Source organism: Sphingomonas sp. TDK1 (assembly GCF_001650735.1).
GTDB lineage: Bacteria > Pseudomonadota > Alphaproteobacteria > Sphingomonadales > Sphingomonadaceae > Sphingomonas.
Window position 1 is genome coordinate 88840 of sequence record NZ_LXVY01000020.1, and the last position, 14758, is coordinate 103597.

Below are 14758 nucleotides of genomic sequence, written 5' to 3' on the forward strand. Positions count from 1 at the left end.
AAGGAAGCCGCCGCTCAGGCAAGCTGCTCGTCTTCCCAGACTTCGGTATCGACCTGCGACTGGGCTTCCGCCGCATAGCGCGGGCCGGCGGCGGCGTTGGGGGGAAAAAGCGCATCCACCGCTGCCAGCGCCTCGGCCGACACCGGACGGGTGAAGGTGCCGAGCAGATCGTCGAGATGGTCGATACGCGTCGTGCCCGGGATCGGTACGATGAAATCACGGCGCGACAGCACCCAGGCCATGCAAAGCTGGGCCATGCTGCATCCCGCTTCCCCCGCAATGGCGCGGAAGCGTTCGGCCATCTGGAGGTTCTTCGCGAGATTGTCGCCCTGGAACCGCGGCATGCCGCCGCGCAGGTCGCCCTGCGGCAGCCCCTCGGCGCCCACGCTGCCGGCCAGCAGCCCGCGCGCGACCGGCGAGAACGCAACAAATCCGGTCCCCAGCTCGGCGCAGGCATCGAGGACCGCGATTTCGGGGTTGCGCGTCCAGGGCGAATATTCGGTCTGCATCGCCGCGATCGGGTGGACGGCATGCGCGCGCCGCAGCGTCGCCGCCGACATTTCGGAGAGGCCGATCGCGCCGATCTTGCCGGCTTCCACCGCACGGGCCAGCGCGCCGACCGACTCCTCCACCGGCACCTTGGGGTCGAGCCGGTGCATGTAATACAGGTCGATATGCTCGACGTTCAGCCGACGCAGCGACTCCTCCAGCGTGCGGGTGATCGCCTCCGGGCTGCCGTCGATCCCGCGCTTGCCGTCCGCCCCGCCCAGCACGCACTTGCTCGCCAGGGTGAACTCGGCCCGGCGGTGCATGACCGTCCGCCCCAGCAGTTCCTCGTTCGCGCCGAAGCCGTAGAGCGCGGCGGTATCGAGGAAGGTCACCCCCGCATCCAGCGCATGGAGCAGCAGCCGCGCCGCCGCTGCCGCGTCGGGGCGCGGCAGATAGGCGTGGCTGAGGTTCATGCAGCCAAGGCCGATCGCCGAGACGGTGAACGGGCCAATCGTGCGGGTGGGCAGCGAGGTCATGGTCAGAGCGGCAATCCTACATAGTTCTCGGCGATCGTCGTCTGGGCCGCGCGCGACGTGGCGATATAGTCCAGGTCGGCCAGCTGCATCCGGCGATCGAACGCATCGTTATCCGGGAAACGATGCATCAGCTTGGTCAGTTGCCACGAGAAGCGCTCCGATTTCCAGACCCGGGCGAGCGCCTTTTGCGAATATCCGCCGATCGCGTCCTGATCGCCCGCCTTGAAGTGGCGGACCAGCGCTTCGGACAGATAGTGCACGTCCGACGCGGCGAGGTTGAGCCCCTTGGCACCCGTGGGCGGCACGATATGCGCGCTGTCGCCGGCGAGCAGCAACCGGCCGTGGCGCATCGGCTCGAACACGAACGAGCGCAGCGGCGCGATCGACTTTTCCAGCGCCGGACCGCGGGTGAGGTTCGCCGCCGCCTCCGGCCCCAGCCGCACCGCCAGTTCGTCCCACAGCCGATCGTCCGGCCAGTCCTCCAGCTTCTCGTCGAGCGACACCTGGATATAGTAGCGGCTACGCGTCGCCGAGCGCATCGAGGCGAGCGCGAAGCCGCGGTCGTGATTGGCGTAGATCAGCTCATGGTCGCACGGTGGCACATCGGCGAGGATGCCGAGCCAGCCGAACGGATAGACTTTCTCGAACGCCGTACCGACGCTGGCCGGGATCGCCTTGCGCGAGGGGCCGTGAAACCCGTCGCACCCGCAGATAAAGGCGGCGTCGATCCGTTCCGCCCGGCCGTCCTTGGTGTAGGTGACGTACGGCGCGTCGCCCTCGACATCGTGCAGCGCGACGTCGGCGGCCTCGTAGATCACCTGCAGGCCGCGTTCGGGGGCGGCGTCCATCAGGTCGCGGGTCAGCTCGGTCTGGCCATAGACCAGCACATGATGGCCGGTGAGCTCGGTCACCGGGATGCGGATCAGCCGGTCGCCGTCCGCCAGCGCGAAACCGTCATGCGGCAGGCCCTCGCGGCGCATCCGCTCGGCGATGCCGATCCGCTCCATGAGCGTGGTGGCGGTGCGTTCCAGCACGCCGGCGCGAATGCGGCCAAGAATATAGTCGGGGGTGGCGCGCTCGACCACGACGACCTCGATCCCCTCCGCCCGCAACAGATGGCCGAGCAGCAGCCCCGCGGGGCCCGCACCGATGATCGCAACCTGGGTACGCATATGCGCCTCTCCTCTATCTTCGTTGGCGCCATGCTGCCGCAGCCGCAGGCCGCGCGTGAGGGAGAGGTCAACCTTTTACTTGGACGATCCGCCCGGCCCTGCCACAGTATCGGGATGCGCCAACGCAGCCCCGTCCCCGCCTTTTACCTCTATGGCGAACCGCAGCGCAGCGTCGCCGAGGGGTTCGTCCATGTCGAAAGCCTCGACGATCGCTCGCGCCCCAGCGAATGGACGATCCGACCGCATCTGCACCGCGACCTCCACCATGTCATCCTCATCGCCGAGGGCGGCGGATCGATGACCGCGGAGGCGGAGACAGTCGCGTTCGATGCGCCCGCGCTGCTGCTGGTGCCGGCGGGGATCGTGCATGGCTTCACCTGGCATTCGGAGTCGCGCGGCTGGGTGTGCACCATCGCCGACGCCTATCTCGCGCAGCTCGCCACCCGCGACAATGCGCTCGAGACACTGTTCCGCGAACCGCGGGCGCTGGCCCTCGACACGGCCGGGGGCGAGGCGGTCGCGGCGGCGCTCGGCGAGGTGCAGCAGGAACTCAACTGGTCCGCGCCCGGCCAGCGCGCCGCGGTGGAAGCGGCGCTGCTCTCCATCCTGGTGCGCAGTCTGCGCCAGGCGCGGCCGGCGGGCGGCACCGGATCGGGTAGCCGGCGGGAGGCGGAGATCGTCGCGCGTCTGCGGGCGCGCATCGAGGCGCGTTTCCGCCTGCGCGAGCCGGTGGCGGTGCATGCCCGCGTGCTGGGGGTGAGCGTCACCGCGCTGCGGCTGGCCTGTTCGCGCGTGGCGGGGAGCAGCCCGGCGGCGATGCTCGACGCGCGGGCACTGCTCGAAGCGCGGCGGCTACTGCTCTATTCGCAGCTCTCGGTGAGCGAGATCGCCGACGCGGTCGGCTTCGAGGACCCGGCCTATTTCTCGCGCTTCTTCGCGCGGCATGTCGGCATATCGCCGCGCGGGTTTCGCACGCGAGCCGAATAACGCACTCGGGATCCTCCCCCGCCAGGGGGAGGTGGGCCGCGCAGCGGCTCGGAGGGGGAGGAACCACGCCGGCTGAGAGGTTTTGGCATCCGCCCCCTCCGTCGCCTGCGGCGCCACCTCCCCCTGGCGGGGGAGGATGAAGGTCACCCCGCCAGCTGCGTCTCCAGCTCGCCGAGCACGCGGTAGCAATCGAACACCTTGCCCACCGAGCTGTTGGGCTCGCGCCCCTCGCGGATCGCCGCGACGAATTCGCGGTCCTGCAGTTCGATGCCGTTCATCGACACATCCACCTTGCTGACGTCGATCGGCGCTTCCTTGCCGTCCACCAGATCGTCGTAGCGGGCGATATAGGTGCCGTTGTCGCAGATATAGCGGAAGAAGGTGCCGAGCGGCCCGTCATTGTTGAAGCTGAGCGACAGGGTGCAGATCGCGCCGGTCTCGCTCTTCAGCTGGATCGACATGTCCATCGCGATGCCCAGCTCGGGATGGATCGGCCCCTGCACCGCATGCGCCTGGACGATCTTGCCGGCCTGATAGGCGAACAGGTCCACCGTGTGCGCGGCGTGGTGCCACAGCAGATGGTCGGTCCAGCTGCGCGGCTGGCCCTTGGCGTTGATGTTCTTGCGCCGGAAGAAATAGGTCTGCACGTCCATCTGCTGGACCGCCAGTTCGCCCGCGGTGATGCGGTTGTGGACCCATTGATGGCTCGGATTGAAGCGGCGGGTATGGCCGACCATGCAAACCAGCCCGGTCTCCTGCTGCTTGGCCAGCACGCCTTGCGAATCCGCCCAGCTGTCCGCCAGCGGGATTTCGACCTGGACGTGCTTGCCGGCGTTCATGCAGGCGATCGCCTGCTGCGCGTGCATCTGGGTGGGGGTGCAGAGGATCACCGCATCGACATCGTCGCGGGCCAGCGCATCGGCCAGCTCGGTCGAATGATGCTTGGCGCCATATTTGGCAGCGACGGCGGCGGCCTGGTCGGCGGTGCGGCTGATGATCGAGGTGATTTCCACCCCGTCGATGAGCTTGAGGCCGTCGAGATGCTTTTCGCCGAACGCGCCGGCGCCGGCCAGGGCAATACGCATGGGTTTCTCCTGTAAGGTCTGGATCAGCGGACGGGTTCGAGCACGAGATGCCCGACCGCGGTGTTGGAAGCGGGCACATGGTAATGGCGGTGCAGCGCCCGCACGTCGCGCCCCAGCGCGCCGCGCATGATCAGCCACATCACCATCTCGATGCCCTCGGACCCCGTCTCACGCAGATATTCGATATGCGGGATCGCGCGCAGTTCGTCGCCATACGGGCCGCTCATCCAGTCGAGGAAGCGATTGTCCCATTCGGCGTTGATCAGCCCGGCGCGGGGACCCTGGAGCTGGTGGCTCATGCCCCCGGTGCCCCAGACCTGCACCTTCAGGTCCTCGGGATAGCTCGCCACCGCCCGCGCGATCGCCTCGCCGAGCAGCCAGCAGCGATTGCCCGAAGGCGGCGGATAGGTGACGACGTTGACCGCCAGCGGCACGACCTGCACCGGCCAGGCCTCTGGCTGGCCGAACAGCAGGCTCAGCGGCACGGTAAGGCCGTGATCGACCTGCATCTCGTTGACGATCGTCAGGTCGAACTCGTCGAGGATGCAGCTCTGCGCGATATGCCAAGCGAGATCGGGATGGCCGATCACCTCCGGCACCGGGCGCGGGCCCCAGCCCTCGTCGCAGATGCCATAGCGCTCGGCACAGCCGATCGCGAAGGTGGGGATGATCCGCATGTCGAACGCCGAGGCATGGTCGTTATAGACCAGGATCACGACATCGGGCTTCTCGCCCGCGATCCACTGTTTCGACCAGTCATAGCCGGCGAACACCGGCTGCCAATAGGGCTCTGCGGTCTTGCCGAGATCGATCGCCGCGCCCACGGCAGGGACGTGGCTGGTCGCGACGCCCGCGGTAATCCGTGCCATCAACGCTTCTCCCGGATCGAGCGGACGCCCTGCGGGCTACGGCCGCCGGCGACCATCATCGCCTGATATTCCTCCGGGCGCATGCCCGTCATCGTGCCCACCGCCTGCAGGAAGCTGAGCCCGTCGGTGGAGAAGAGCTTGGCGAGGAAATAGATATTGCCGCCCAGATCGAGGCAGCGGTTGTAATCGCGGTCCAGCAGCGCCTGCTTCTGCTCCTCGGAAAGCGGCCATGCGTCGAGATAGGCGCGCTCGTCGGCCTTGAAGCGTTCGCGGTTCTCGGCCTGCATCAGGCTCATCGCGAACTGGTTCATCCAATAGCCCTGCCGCGCCCGCGCCGCGGTGTAGACGCGGGTGCCCGGGATATCCTCCAGATCGGCCAGATAGGCGTGGATATCGGTGGTCATAGCCCCCTCGCTTTCAGCTTGGCGTCGAGCAGCGGGAAGACGCGGCGGGCATTCCCCTCGAAGATCGCGTGGCGCTCGGCCTCGGGGAGATCGAGCGCGTCGACATAGCGCTTGGTGTCGTCGAAATACTGGCCCGTCGTCGGATCGATACCGCGCACCGCGCCGACCATTTCCGAGCCGAACAGGATGTTCTTGTTGTCGATCACATCGGCCAGCAGGTTGATGCCCGGCTGGTGATAGACACAGGTGTCGAAGAAGATGTTGTGCATCAGATGCTCGTCGAGCGACGGCTTCTTAAGCATGTCCGCCAGGCCCCGATAGCGGCCCCAATGATAGGGCACCGCGCCGCCGCCATGCGGGATGATGAAGCGCAGCGTCGGGAAATCCTTGAACAGATCGCCTTCGAGCAGCTGCATGAACGCGATCGTGTCGGCGGCGATGTAATAGCCGCCGGTGGCGTGCATCGCCGGGTTGCAGCTGCCCGAGACGTGGATCATCGCCGGCACGTCCAGCTCGACCATCTTCTCGTAGAAGGGGTACCAGTAGCGGTCGGTCAGCGGCGGATGGGTGAAATGGCCGCCGCCGGGATCGGGATTGAGGTTGCAGCCGATAAAGCCGAGCTCGGTGACGCAGCGCTCCAGCTCCGCGATCGAGCCCTGCATATCGGCCTTGGGGCTCTGCGGCAGCATGCACACGCCGACAAAGGTTTCGGGGAACAGGTCGACCACCCGCCCGATCAGGTCGTTGCAGCGGCGCGCCCATTCCTTGGCCACGGTCTCGTCGCCGACATGCGGCGCCATCGCCGAGGCACGCGGCGAGAAGATCGTCAGGTCGGCGCCGCGCTCCTTGATGAGGCGCAGCTGGTTGGCCTCGATCGTCTCGCGGATCTCGGCGTCGCTGATCTCCGGATAGGGCGGCGGCGTCTCGCCGGCCTTGAACGCGGCCTTCTGCGCCTCGCGCCAGGCATCGTGCGCCTTGGGCAGCACGGTGTAATGGCCGTGACAGTCGATGATCATCGTCATGCGGATTTCGTCCTCTCCTCGATCGCGGCGAGCTTGGCCCCCAGCCCCTCGGGCGGGGTGCCGAGCCCGAGCATGCCGATCGCGCGCTGGCGCTCGACCGTGCCGCGGGTCATGGCGGCGCCGGTGCCCAGCGCTTCAATCGTCTTGACCACTTCCTCCATCTCGGCCGCGCGCCGCAGCCCGTGGATCAGCATGCGGTCGAGATTATAATCGGCACGCGCCTCCCACGGCCGGGGCCGCTCGCTCGCGTCGAGCGAAGCGAGCACCGCGTCGCGCACCCCTGCGGCTTCAGCGGCGAGCATGCATTCGGCGGTCAGCGCCTCGATGCCCTTCACCATCACCGACCGGATCATCTTGATCGACGAGGCGCGGCCGACGGCATCGCCGACCACGCTGATATTCTGAAAGCCCAGCACGGCCAGCCCCGAAGCCGCGGCATCCGCCTGCGCGCCGCTCAGCAGCAGTGGCACGGCGAGCCGCGCCGGATCGACGGGGGCGAGAATCGCCATGTCGACATAGTGCGCACCCGCCGCCTCCACCGCGCGGGCAGCCGCCTGCTTGGTCTGCGGCGCAACGCTGTTGCCGTCGCAATAAAGCGCGCCCGGCGCCAGGTGGGGGGCGGCGGCCTCGGCGGCGGCAAGTGCCTGGTCGGCCGTGACGAGCGACAGGATCAGCGGGCGGCCCGCCACCGCGTCGACCAGCGTCGTAGCACCTTCCACGCCGGCTTCGGCGTAGCGCTCGTGCATCGCGTCGGCGCCGAACAGGTCGGTCTTGCGATCGAATACCCGCGCATCGGCCTCCCAGCCGCCCGCACGGGCGAAGGTCGAGCCAGCCTCTCCAAAGCCGATCAGGGCGATCCTGTCTTGCATGGCATGCGGCATGGCGGAGGCGTGTCCGCACGGCCAATCGAATCCGCCCGGGCGCTATAAGATTTTACGTATAGAGTATAACCGCAGAGGCGTGCAGCGTTTCCAGGAATGCTGCTTGCGCGCGCGTCGGGCGCCAGTCGGCACGATGCGTCACGCCGATCGTGCGGGTCACCGCACCCGGCGCCGGGCCAAGATCCGCCAGCAGGCCGCTAGCGAGTTCGACCGAAAGCTGGTCGATCGACAGCAGGGTGAGTTCGTCGCCTGCCTGGAGCAGCTCACGGATGGTCATCACCGATCCGCATTCTATCGGAACCGGCGGCAACGGGCCACCGATCTCGGCAAACAGGTTGCGCCACAAGGTGCGCAGCGGTGTCCCCTCCGGCGGCACGATCCACCCGAAGCGATTGAGGGCCGCCAGCCGATCGACTTCCTCGGCCAGTGGGTGGCCGGCGCGACCGATGATCGTGGGCCGGTCATCGAACAGCCGGGTCTGGACCAGATCCGGCCCGAGCGTTTCGGAATCGCGCAGCGCGCCGATCATCAGGTCGATCTCGCCGTCGCGAAGCGGGCCGACGAGTTCGCCATGCGCGCCCTCATGGATCAGCAGGTCAATGCCGGCCTGGTCGCGTCGGAAGGCGTTGATCGCATGGGGCAACAGCCGTGCCCGGCAGAGCGGCATCGCGCCGATCGAGATGCGGCCCGACGCCCGGCCGAGCAGCTCGCCCAGATCTTCCACGCCGGCGCGCAGCTCGGCGAGCGCCAGCCGCAGCCGCCGCGCTACCTGCACGCCGTGATGGGTCAGCACCAGGCCGCGACCGCGCCGGTCGACCAGCCGCTGCTCCAGCGCCAGGGCGAGATCGCCGACCGCGCGGTGGACCGAGGAAACGGTAACGCCCGCAATCTGCGCCGCCGCCGGATAGCTGCCCTGCTGCGCCAGCGCCACGAACGCGCGCAGCTGCGCCGCCGTCACCCGGTTGCTGCCGATCAGCCGCAGCGCCGCCTCCACCCGCGGCACCAGCCGCAGGGCGGCCTCACTCGGCGCCATGCCGGCCGCGCGCCGCTCGAACAATGCCAGGCCCAGTTGCGCCTCCAGCTTGGCGATGCCCTGCGTCACCGCCGGCTGGGTGAGGTGCACCGCATCGGCCGCGCGGCTGACGCTGCCCAGCCGGACCACAGCCGCCATCGCGGCGAGGTGGCGGATATTGAGATGATCGACCTGCATCCGTCACGATTAGCAAAAACTAATGGCCCTGCCATCCTTCCGATTGGATGCCGCCGCGCCGCGCGCGCACCTCCTCCGGCAAAAGATCAGAGGAGCTGCCATGTCTGGCATCGTCGTCCAAAATATCGAACGCGTCGATCCTGCGGTGATCGACGGCCTCGCCCATGCCGGGGTGGCGACCGTCCACGAGGCGCAGGGCCGCACGGGCCTGCTCGCCCCGCACCTGCGGCCGATCTATACCGGCGCACGGATCGCCGGCAGCGCCGTCACCATCTCCGCGCCGCCGGGCGACAATTGGATGGTCCATGTCGCGATCGAGCAGCTGCGCGACGGCGACATCCTGGTGCTGGCGCCGACCAGCCCTTGCACCGACGGGTATTTCGGCGATCTGCTCGCCACCTCGGCCCAGGCACGCGGCTGCCGCGGGCTGGTGATCGATGCCGGCGTGCGCGATGTACGCGACCTGACTGCGATGGGATTCCCGGTCTGGTCCAAGGCGGTCCATGCGCAGGGGACGATCAAGGCGACCTTGGGCTCGGTCAACGTGCCCGTGGTGTGCGCCAATGCGCTGGTGAACGCTGGCGACGTGATCGTGGCAGACGACGACGGCGTGTGCGTTATCCCTCGCGCCCAAGCGGCGGCGGTGCTGGAGAAGGCACAAGCCCGCGAAGCCCTGGAGGAAGCCAAGCGCAAGCGGCTGGCCGCCGGCGAGCTGGGCCTCGACATCTACAACATGCGCCCTCGCCTCGAAGAGATGGGGCTGAAATATGTCTGAGACCCTGTCCGCCCGGGTGATGTGGATGCGTGGCGGCACCTCCAAGGGCGCCTTCTTCCTCCCCGAGGACCTGCCAGCCGACACCGCCGAGCGCGACGCCTTTCTGCTGCGCATCATGGGCTCGCCGGACCCCCGCCAGATCGACGGCATGGGCGGCGCCGATCCGCTGACCAGCAAGGTCGCGGTGGTCAGCAAGTCGACCCGTGACGGCGTGGATGTCGATTACCTGTTCCTCCAGGTCTTCGTCGATCAGGCGATCGTCTCCGACGCGCAGAATTGCGGCAACATCCTCGCCGGTGTCGGCCCGTTCGCGATCGAACGCGGGCTCGTCCAAGCGGAGGAAGGCGAGACCCGCGTCCGTGTCTATCTCGTCAATACCGGACAGCAGGCCGTCGCAACGGTGCAGACACCCCAGGCCCGCGTCACCTATGCCGGCGATGCGCGGATCGACGGCGTGCCCGGCACCGCCGCGCCGATCCCGCTCGAATTCCGCGACACCGCCGGCTCGTCCTGCGGCGCGCTGCTGCCCAGCGGACGAGCGGTCGATGTGGTCGAAGGTATCCCGGTCACGCTGATCGACAACGGCATGCCCTGCGTGGTGATCAAGGCGGCGGATGTCGGCGTGACCGGCTATGAAGATCGCGACACGCTCGATGCGGATACGGCGCTGAAGGCCCGAATCGAGACGATCCGCCTCGCGGTGGGCGAACGGATGAACCTTGGCGATGTGCGCGAGAAATCCGTGCCGAAGATGATGCTCGTCGCCCCGCCGCAGCATGGCGGTGCAGTGACGGTGCGCAGCTTCATTCCGCACCGCGCCCATGCGTCGATCGGCGTGCTCGGCGCCGTCAGCGTGGCCACCGCCTGCCTGATCCCCGGCTCTCCCGCCGCGGACGTGGCGGTGATCCCCGAAGGAGCGCGCAAGACGCTGTCGGTCGAGCACCCGAGCGGCGAGACCACCTGCGTCATGGAACTGGACGAAAGCGGCGCAGTGGTCACCGCAGCCATGCTGCGGACCGCCCGCAAGCTGATGGACGGAGAGGTTTTCGCATGAGCCGCATCACCAGCTGGCACGCCGATCCCAGCGTGCCGCGCTTCACCCCCCCGCCGGGCGCGGTAGACGCACATTGCCATGTCTTCGGACCGATGGCGGCGTTTCCGTTCAGCGCCAAGGCCAAGTATCTGCCGGAAGATGCCGGCCCGGACATGCTGTTCGCGCTGCGCGACAAGCTGGGCTTCGCGCGCAACGTCATCGTCCAGGCGAGCTGCCACGGCACCGACAATGCCGCGACGCTGAACGCCATCGCCAAGTCGAACGGCAGGGCACGCGGCGTCGCCGTCGTCGATCCTGCGATCAGCGATGCCGAGCTGGAGCGCCTGCACGAAGGCGGCATTCGCGGCGTGCGCTTCAACTTCCTCAAGCGGCTGGTCGACGATGCCCCCAAGGACAAGTTCCTGGAGGTCGCCCGCCGCATCCAGCCGCTCGGCTGGCACGTCGTCGTCTATTTCGAGGCGGACATTCTCGCCGAACTGCGGCCGTTCCTGGACGCGATCCCGACGCTGCTGGTGATCGATCATATGGGACGCCCGGACGTGGCGCAGGGGCCCGACGGACCGGACATGCAGGCTTTCCGCGCGCTGCTCGACAGCCGGGACGATATCTGGACCAAGGTGACCTGCCCCGACCGGCTCGACGCCAAAGGGCCGCCCTGGGACGATTTCGCCCGCGCCGTCGCGCCGCTGGTCGCCGACTATCCGGATCGCGTGCTGTGGGGCACCGACTGGCCGCACCCGAACATGCAGGATGCGATCCCCGACGACGGCGCGCTGGTCGACATGATTCCGCGCCTCGCTCCCACCGCAGCGCTGCAACACAAGCTGCTCGTCGCCAATCCGATGCGACTCTACTGGCCCGACGAAGCCTGACCCGCCGCCGCAATCCTCCCCCGCCAGGGGGAGGACCGTCGCTTACTCCGCCTCCGGCTCCGACGCGGCTTCGCTGCGCCCCTTGAAGCCCTGCGCCACCACATACCATTCGACGGAGCCCTTGCGGCTGGCGGGGGGCTTGGCGTGCTTCACGGTGGCGAAATTGCGCTTCATCTCGGCGATCAGCGCCGAATCCGCGCCGCCGGCGAACACCTTGGCGACGAAATCGCCGCCGGGCGCCAGCGTCTTGATCGCGAAGTCGAACGCGGTTTCCACCAGCGCCATCGTACGCAGGGCATCGGTCTGCGGATGCCCGACGGTGTTCGCCGCCATGTCGGACAGGATCAGGTCCGGCGTGCCGCCCAGCGCCTCGATCAGCCGATCCGGCGCGGCGTCGTCCATGAAGTCCATCTGCAACAGCGTCGCACCGTCGATCGGATCGACCGGCAGCAAATCGATGCCGACCACCGCCGCCTTGGGCAGCACGCGCCGCACCACCTGCGTCCAGCCGCCCGGGGCGACGCCGAGATCGACCACGCGCTTGGCGCCCTTCAGGAAGCCGAACTTCTCGTCCAGCTCGGTCAGCTTATAGGCCGCGCGGCTGCGATAGCCCTCGGCCTTTGCCCGCCGGACATAGGGGTCGTTCAGCTGGCGCTCCAGCCAGCGCGTCGATTGCGCCGTCCGGCCGCGCGCCGTGCGCACGCGAACATGGCCGCGGCCACCGCCCCTGCTCATCGAATCTTCCTCACAACCTTATAAGGGCGCGCCGCCGATCAGCCGCCGCAATATGCCTTCGCGAATGCCGCGATCGGCGATGCCTAGCCGCTCGGCGGGCCAGATGTCGAGGATCGTCTCCAGGATCGCGCATCCGGCGGCAACCAGATCGGCCCGCTCGTTGCCGATGCACGGCACCTGCGCGCGTTCCTTGACGCTCATGGCCGCAATGCGCCCGCTCACCTCGCGCATCGCCGCGCTGGGCACGATCAGCCCGTCCACCGCCGAGCGATCATAGGAAGCGAGCCCCAGATGCACGCTGGCGAGCGTCGTCACCGTACCGCTGGTGCCGAGCAGCCGGCGCGTGCCCTTGGGGGGGCGCAGCCGGGCGACGAAGGGCGCGAAGCTCTCCCGCACCCGGGCGCGCATGTCGGCATAGGCGGCGGCGCGGGCATCGGCGCCCACGGCCTTGCTCTGCCCGGTCGCCTCGCTCAGCGACACCACGCCCCAGGGGGCACTGTGCCAGTCGAGGATGCGCGGAATGGGCGCGTGCGAATCGACAAGTACCAGCTCGGTCGAGCCGCCACCGATATCGAACACCAGCGCCGGTCCGTCGCCGGGTTCGAGCAGCGCATGACAGCCGAGTACGGCCAGGCGTGCTTCCTCCTCGGCCGTGATGATGTCGAGCGCGATGCCGGTTTCGCGATAGGCCCGCTCGATGAACTCGGCCCCGTTCACGGCCTGGCGACAAGCCTGGGTCGCCACCGATCGCGCGAGCGCGACATTGCGGCGCTTCAGCTTGTCCGCACAGATTCGCAGCGCCGCGAGGGTGCGTTCGATCGCCGCGTCGGACAGGCGACCGGTCGTCGCCAGTCCCTCGCCCAGCCGCACGATCCGCGAGAAGGCGTCGATCACGGCGAACCCGCCCCCCTGCGGTCGCGCGATCAGCAGCCGGCAATTGTTGGTACCCAGATCCAGCGCCGCATAGTGGCGCGCCTCGGGCCAGCGCGCGGCCGGGCCCTTCGCGGCTGGCGGCGCCACGGGGCGGGCGGCGGAAACGCGCCTCCCGCGGGGCATTCTGGCGGAGCCATCCCCCATCACATCACTCACTTATCTTCTTCCGTCACCAGACCAAAACGGTCCGGCCGGTGCTTGGATGCGAGGCTAGACGAGGTCTGACGCAAGAGCAAGGCGAGCGCGCATTTGCGCGTTGACAGGGGCGCTGCATCCCCCTATCTGGCGCGTCCTGTCCGGTGCCCCGTCGTCTAAAGGTAAGACTACGGACTCTGACTCCGTCAATTGAGGTTCGAATCCTCACGGGGCATCCAACAGCTTGTCCCTTGCCAAATTAGCTTGCCCTCCGGGACACTTAGGTGTGCCCGCGAAAGCGTTGGCAAAGCTGCAGACTCGGTCATCATATTCGCGCTCCAGTCAAAAAGGAGCAGCCGGATGGCCAAACGAAAACCTCCAAAAACCGTCGATCCCAAAGCCGTCGTCGAACGGACGAATCAGATGCGGGCCTTTGGCAGCGACCTCGTCCCTGTCGAAGCGGTCTACCACGTTAAAGACCTCGCACCCCGCACCCGCGGCCCCTGGAACAAGGAAGCGGAGAAGATCGCCTTCCGCGATTCGGGGACAGGATATTCCTGTATCATCCGCCGGTCGCCTCATACCGGCGCCCTCGAGGGGTTCGTCGCGATCTTGCCGAATCACCCATTATTCAACTTCTCGAACGGCGCCGTGGAGAGTGTTGGCGTTACCGCCTATGGCGGCCTGAACTATGCCAGGGCCTGTGAAGATGGCGCACCGGAGTGGTTCTCGATCTGCCACGTGGTGCGCCACGACACCTCAACGGTCGCAGGAAGTGAGTCTAACGATTCGGCTCGGGCGTGCAGTCTGGTTGGCGTGAGCCGCAGGGTGATCCGGTATCAGCCGACCAGGGGCGATGATGCGCCCTTGCGGGCGCGGTTGCGCGAGCTGGCGGCGGAGCGCCGCCGGTTCGGCTATCGTCGCCTCGGCTATCTTCTGGCGCGGGAGGGCATGACGCCCAATCACAAGAAGCTGCGGCGCATCTACCGCGAGGAGAACCTGCGGGTCCGCCGTCGCGGCGGCCGCAAGCGAGCCTTAGGCACGCGGGCGCCGATGCTGTTGCCAGACGGGCCGAACCAGCGCTGGTCGCTGGACTTCGTATCCGACACGCTGACGTGCAGCCGTCGCTTCCGCATCCTGTGCGTGGTCGATGACTACACGCGGGAATGTCTCGCTCTGGTAGCCGACACGTCGCTGTCGGGCGTTCGAGTCGCGCGCGAACTGACGCGGTTGATCGGGCTGCGCGGCAAGCCGCATACGGTGGTCAGCGACAATGGCACCGAGCTGACCTCCTCGGCCATCCTGCGCTGGTCGCAGGAACGGCGCGTCGAATGGCACTACATCGCGCCGGGCAAGCCGATGCAGAACGGCTTCGTCGAAAGCTTCAACGGGCGGTTGCGCGACGAATGCCTCAACGAGACGCTGTTCACGTCACTGGCGCACGCCCGCTTCGTGCTCGACGCCTGGCGGCATGACTACAACCACATCAGGCCGCACTCGAAACTGGGCGGGAAGACCCCCGCCGAGATCGCCGGTCAAGGTGTCCGGGGGCATGCCCCCGGACACCTTGGCATCCCATCAAGCAACCATCATGAAGGA

At 67.9% G+C, this 14758-nt stretch carries 14 protein-coding genes, 1 tRNA gene and 1 pseudogene; 6 read left to right on the plus strand and 10 right to left on the minus strand.

All coding sequences use genetic code 11. The features are described 5' to 3' along the window. Window positions 1-14: 14 nt before the first annotated feature. Window positions 15-1025: an aldo/keto reductase gene (locus tag A7X12_RS12220; RefSeq protein WP_064311907.1), complete on the minus strand. Its 1011-nt coding sequence runs from the start codon at window positions 1023-1025 to the stop codon at window positions 15-17. Between the two features lie 2 nt (window positions 1026-1027). Beyond that, window positions 1028-2197: a 4-hydroxybenzoate 3-monooxygenase gene (gene pobA / locus A7X12_RS12225; RefSeq protein ID WP_064311908.1), complete on the minus strand. Its 1170-nt coding sequence runs from the start codon at window positions 2195-2197 to the stop codon at window positions 1028-1030. 114 nt (window positions 2198-2311) lie between these two features. Between pobA and A7X12_RS12230 the strand changes: the two genes are divergently transcribed. After that, window positions 2312-3184 (plus strand): helix-turn-helix domain-containing protein, encoded by an 873-nt coding sequence (locus A7X12_RS12230; protein WP_064311909.1) that lies wholly within the window; start codon window positions 2312-2314, stop codon window positions 3182-3184. A 143-nt stretch (window positions 3185-3327) separates the two neighbouring features. Here the strand turns inward: A7X12_RS12230 and A7X12_RS12235 are convergent, their stop codons facing one another. From A7X12_RS12235 to A7X12_RS12260, 6 genes are all read right to left on the minus strand, one after another. Beyond that, window positions 3328-4269, minus strand: a complete 942-nt coding sequence (locus A7X12_RS12235; protein ID WP_064311910.1) for a Gfo/Idh/MocA family oxidoreductase — start codon at window positions 4267-4269, stop codon at window positions 3328-3330. Window positions 4270-4292: 23 nt separating this feature from the next. After that, on the minus strand, window positions 4293-5138 hold the full coding sequence (locus tag A7X12_RS12240; protein WP_064311911.1) for a class III extradiol dioxygenase subunit beta: 846 nt from the start codon (window positions 5136-5138) through the stop codon (window positions 4293-4295). Next, entirely contained in the window at window positions 5138-5542 is a 405-nt protein-coding gene (gene ligA / locus A7X12_RS12245) for a protocatechuate 4,5-dioxygenase subunit alpha (protein WP_064311912.1), read from the minus strand. The genes A7X12_RS12240 and ligA overlap by 1 nt, the downstream gene beginning before the upstream one ends. After that, window positions 5539-6564, minus strand: a complete 1026-nt coding sequence (locus A7X12_RS12250) for an amidohydrolase family protein (protein WP_064311913.1) — start codon at window positions 6562-6564, stop codon at window positions 5539-5541. The genes ligA and A7X12_RS12250 overlap by 4 nt, the downstream gene beginning before the upstream one ends. Then, a complete protein-coding gene (locus A7X12_RS12255; RefSeq protein WP_064311928.1) occupies window positions 6561-7433 on the minus strand; it encodes an NAD(P)-dependent oxidoreductase in 873 nt (290 codons plus the stop codon). The genes A7X12_RS12250 and A7X12_RS12255 overlap by 4 nt, the downstream gene beginning before the upstream one ends. Window positions 7434-7497: 64 nt before the next feature. After that, window positions 7498-8655 (minus strand): LysR substrate-binding domain-containing protein, encoded by a 1158-nt coding sequence (locus tag A7X12_RS12260; RefSeq protein WP_064311914.1) that lies wholly within the window; start codon window positions 8653-8655, stop codon window positions 7498-7500. Between the two features lie 100 nt (window positions 8656-8755). On the opposite strand from A7X12_RS12260, the gene ligK reads away from it, so the two are divergent. From ligK to A7X12_RS12275, 3 genes are read left to right on the plus strand one after another with little or no spacing between them, the layout of a single operon-like run. Continuing rightward, window positions 8756-9430: a 4-carboxy-4-hydroxy-2-oxoadipate aldolase/oxaloacetate decarboxylase gene (gene ligK / locus A7X12_RS12265; RefSeq protein ID WP_064311915.1), complete on the plus strand. Its 675-nt coding sequence runs from the start codon at window positions 8756-8758 to the stop codon at window positions 9428-9430. After that, a complete protein-coding gene (locus tag A7X12_RS12270; protein ID WP_064311916.1) occupies window positions 9423-10484 on the plus strand; it encodes a 4-oxalomesaconate tautomerase in 1062 nt (353 codons plus the stop codon). Before ligK ends, A7X12_RS12270 begins: the two co-directional genes overlap by 8 nt. Beyond that, window positions 10481-11356 carry an amidohydrolase family protein gene (locus A7X12_RS12275; RefSeq protein WP_064311917.1) on the plus strand — a complete coding sequence of 292 codons (876 nt, stop codon included), beginning with the start codon at window positions 10481-10483 and terminating at the stop codon, window positions 11354-11356. The genes A7X12_RS12270 and A7X12_RS12275 overlap by 4 nt, the downstream gene beginning before the upstream one ends. A gap of 42 nt (window positions 11357-11398) precedes the next feature. Here A7X12_RS12275 and A7X12_RS12280 read toward each other — a convergent pair whose 3' ends face one another. Together A7X12_RS12280 and A7X12_RS12285 are read right to left on the minus strand one after the other, a co-directional pair. Next, window positions 11399-12091 (minus strand): RlmE family RNA methyltransferase, encoded by a 693-nt coding sequence (locus tag A7X12_RS12280; protein ID WP_064311918.1) that lies wholly within the window; start codon window positions 12089-12091, stop codon window positions 11399-11401. 18 nt (window positions 12092-12109) lie between these two features. Beyond that, entirely contained in the window at window positions 12110-13147 is a 1038-nt protein-coding gene (locus A7X12_RS12285) for a Ppx/GppA phosphatase family protein (protein ID WP_084445397.1), read from the minus strand. 177 nt (window positions 13148-13324) lie between these two features. Here A7X12_RS12285 and A7X12_RS12290 point away from each other — a divergent pair. Then, window positions 13325-13398: transfer RNA gene (locus A7X12_RS12290), tRNA-Gln, on the plus strand. 556 nt (window positions 13399-13954) lie between these two features. After that, window positions 13955-14758, plus strand: a pseudogene (locus A7X12_RS12295) (IS3 family transposase); the annotation flags it as partial.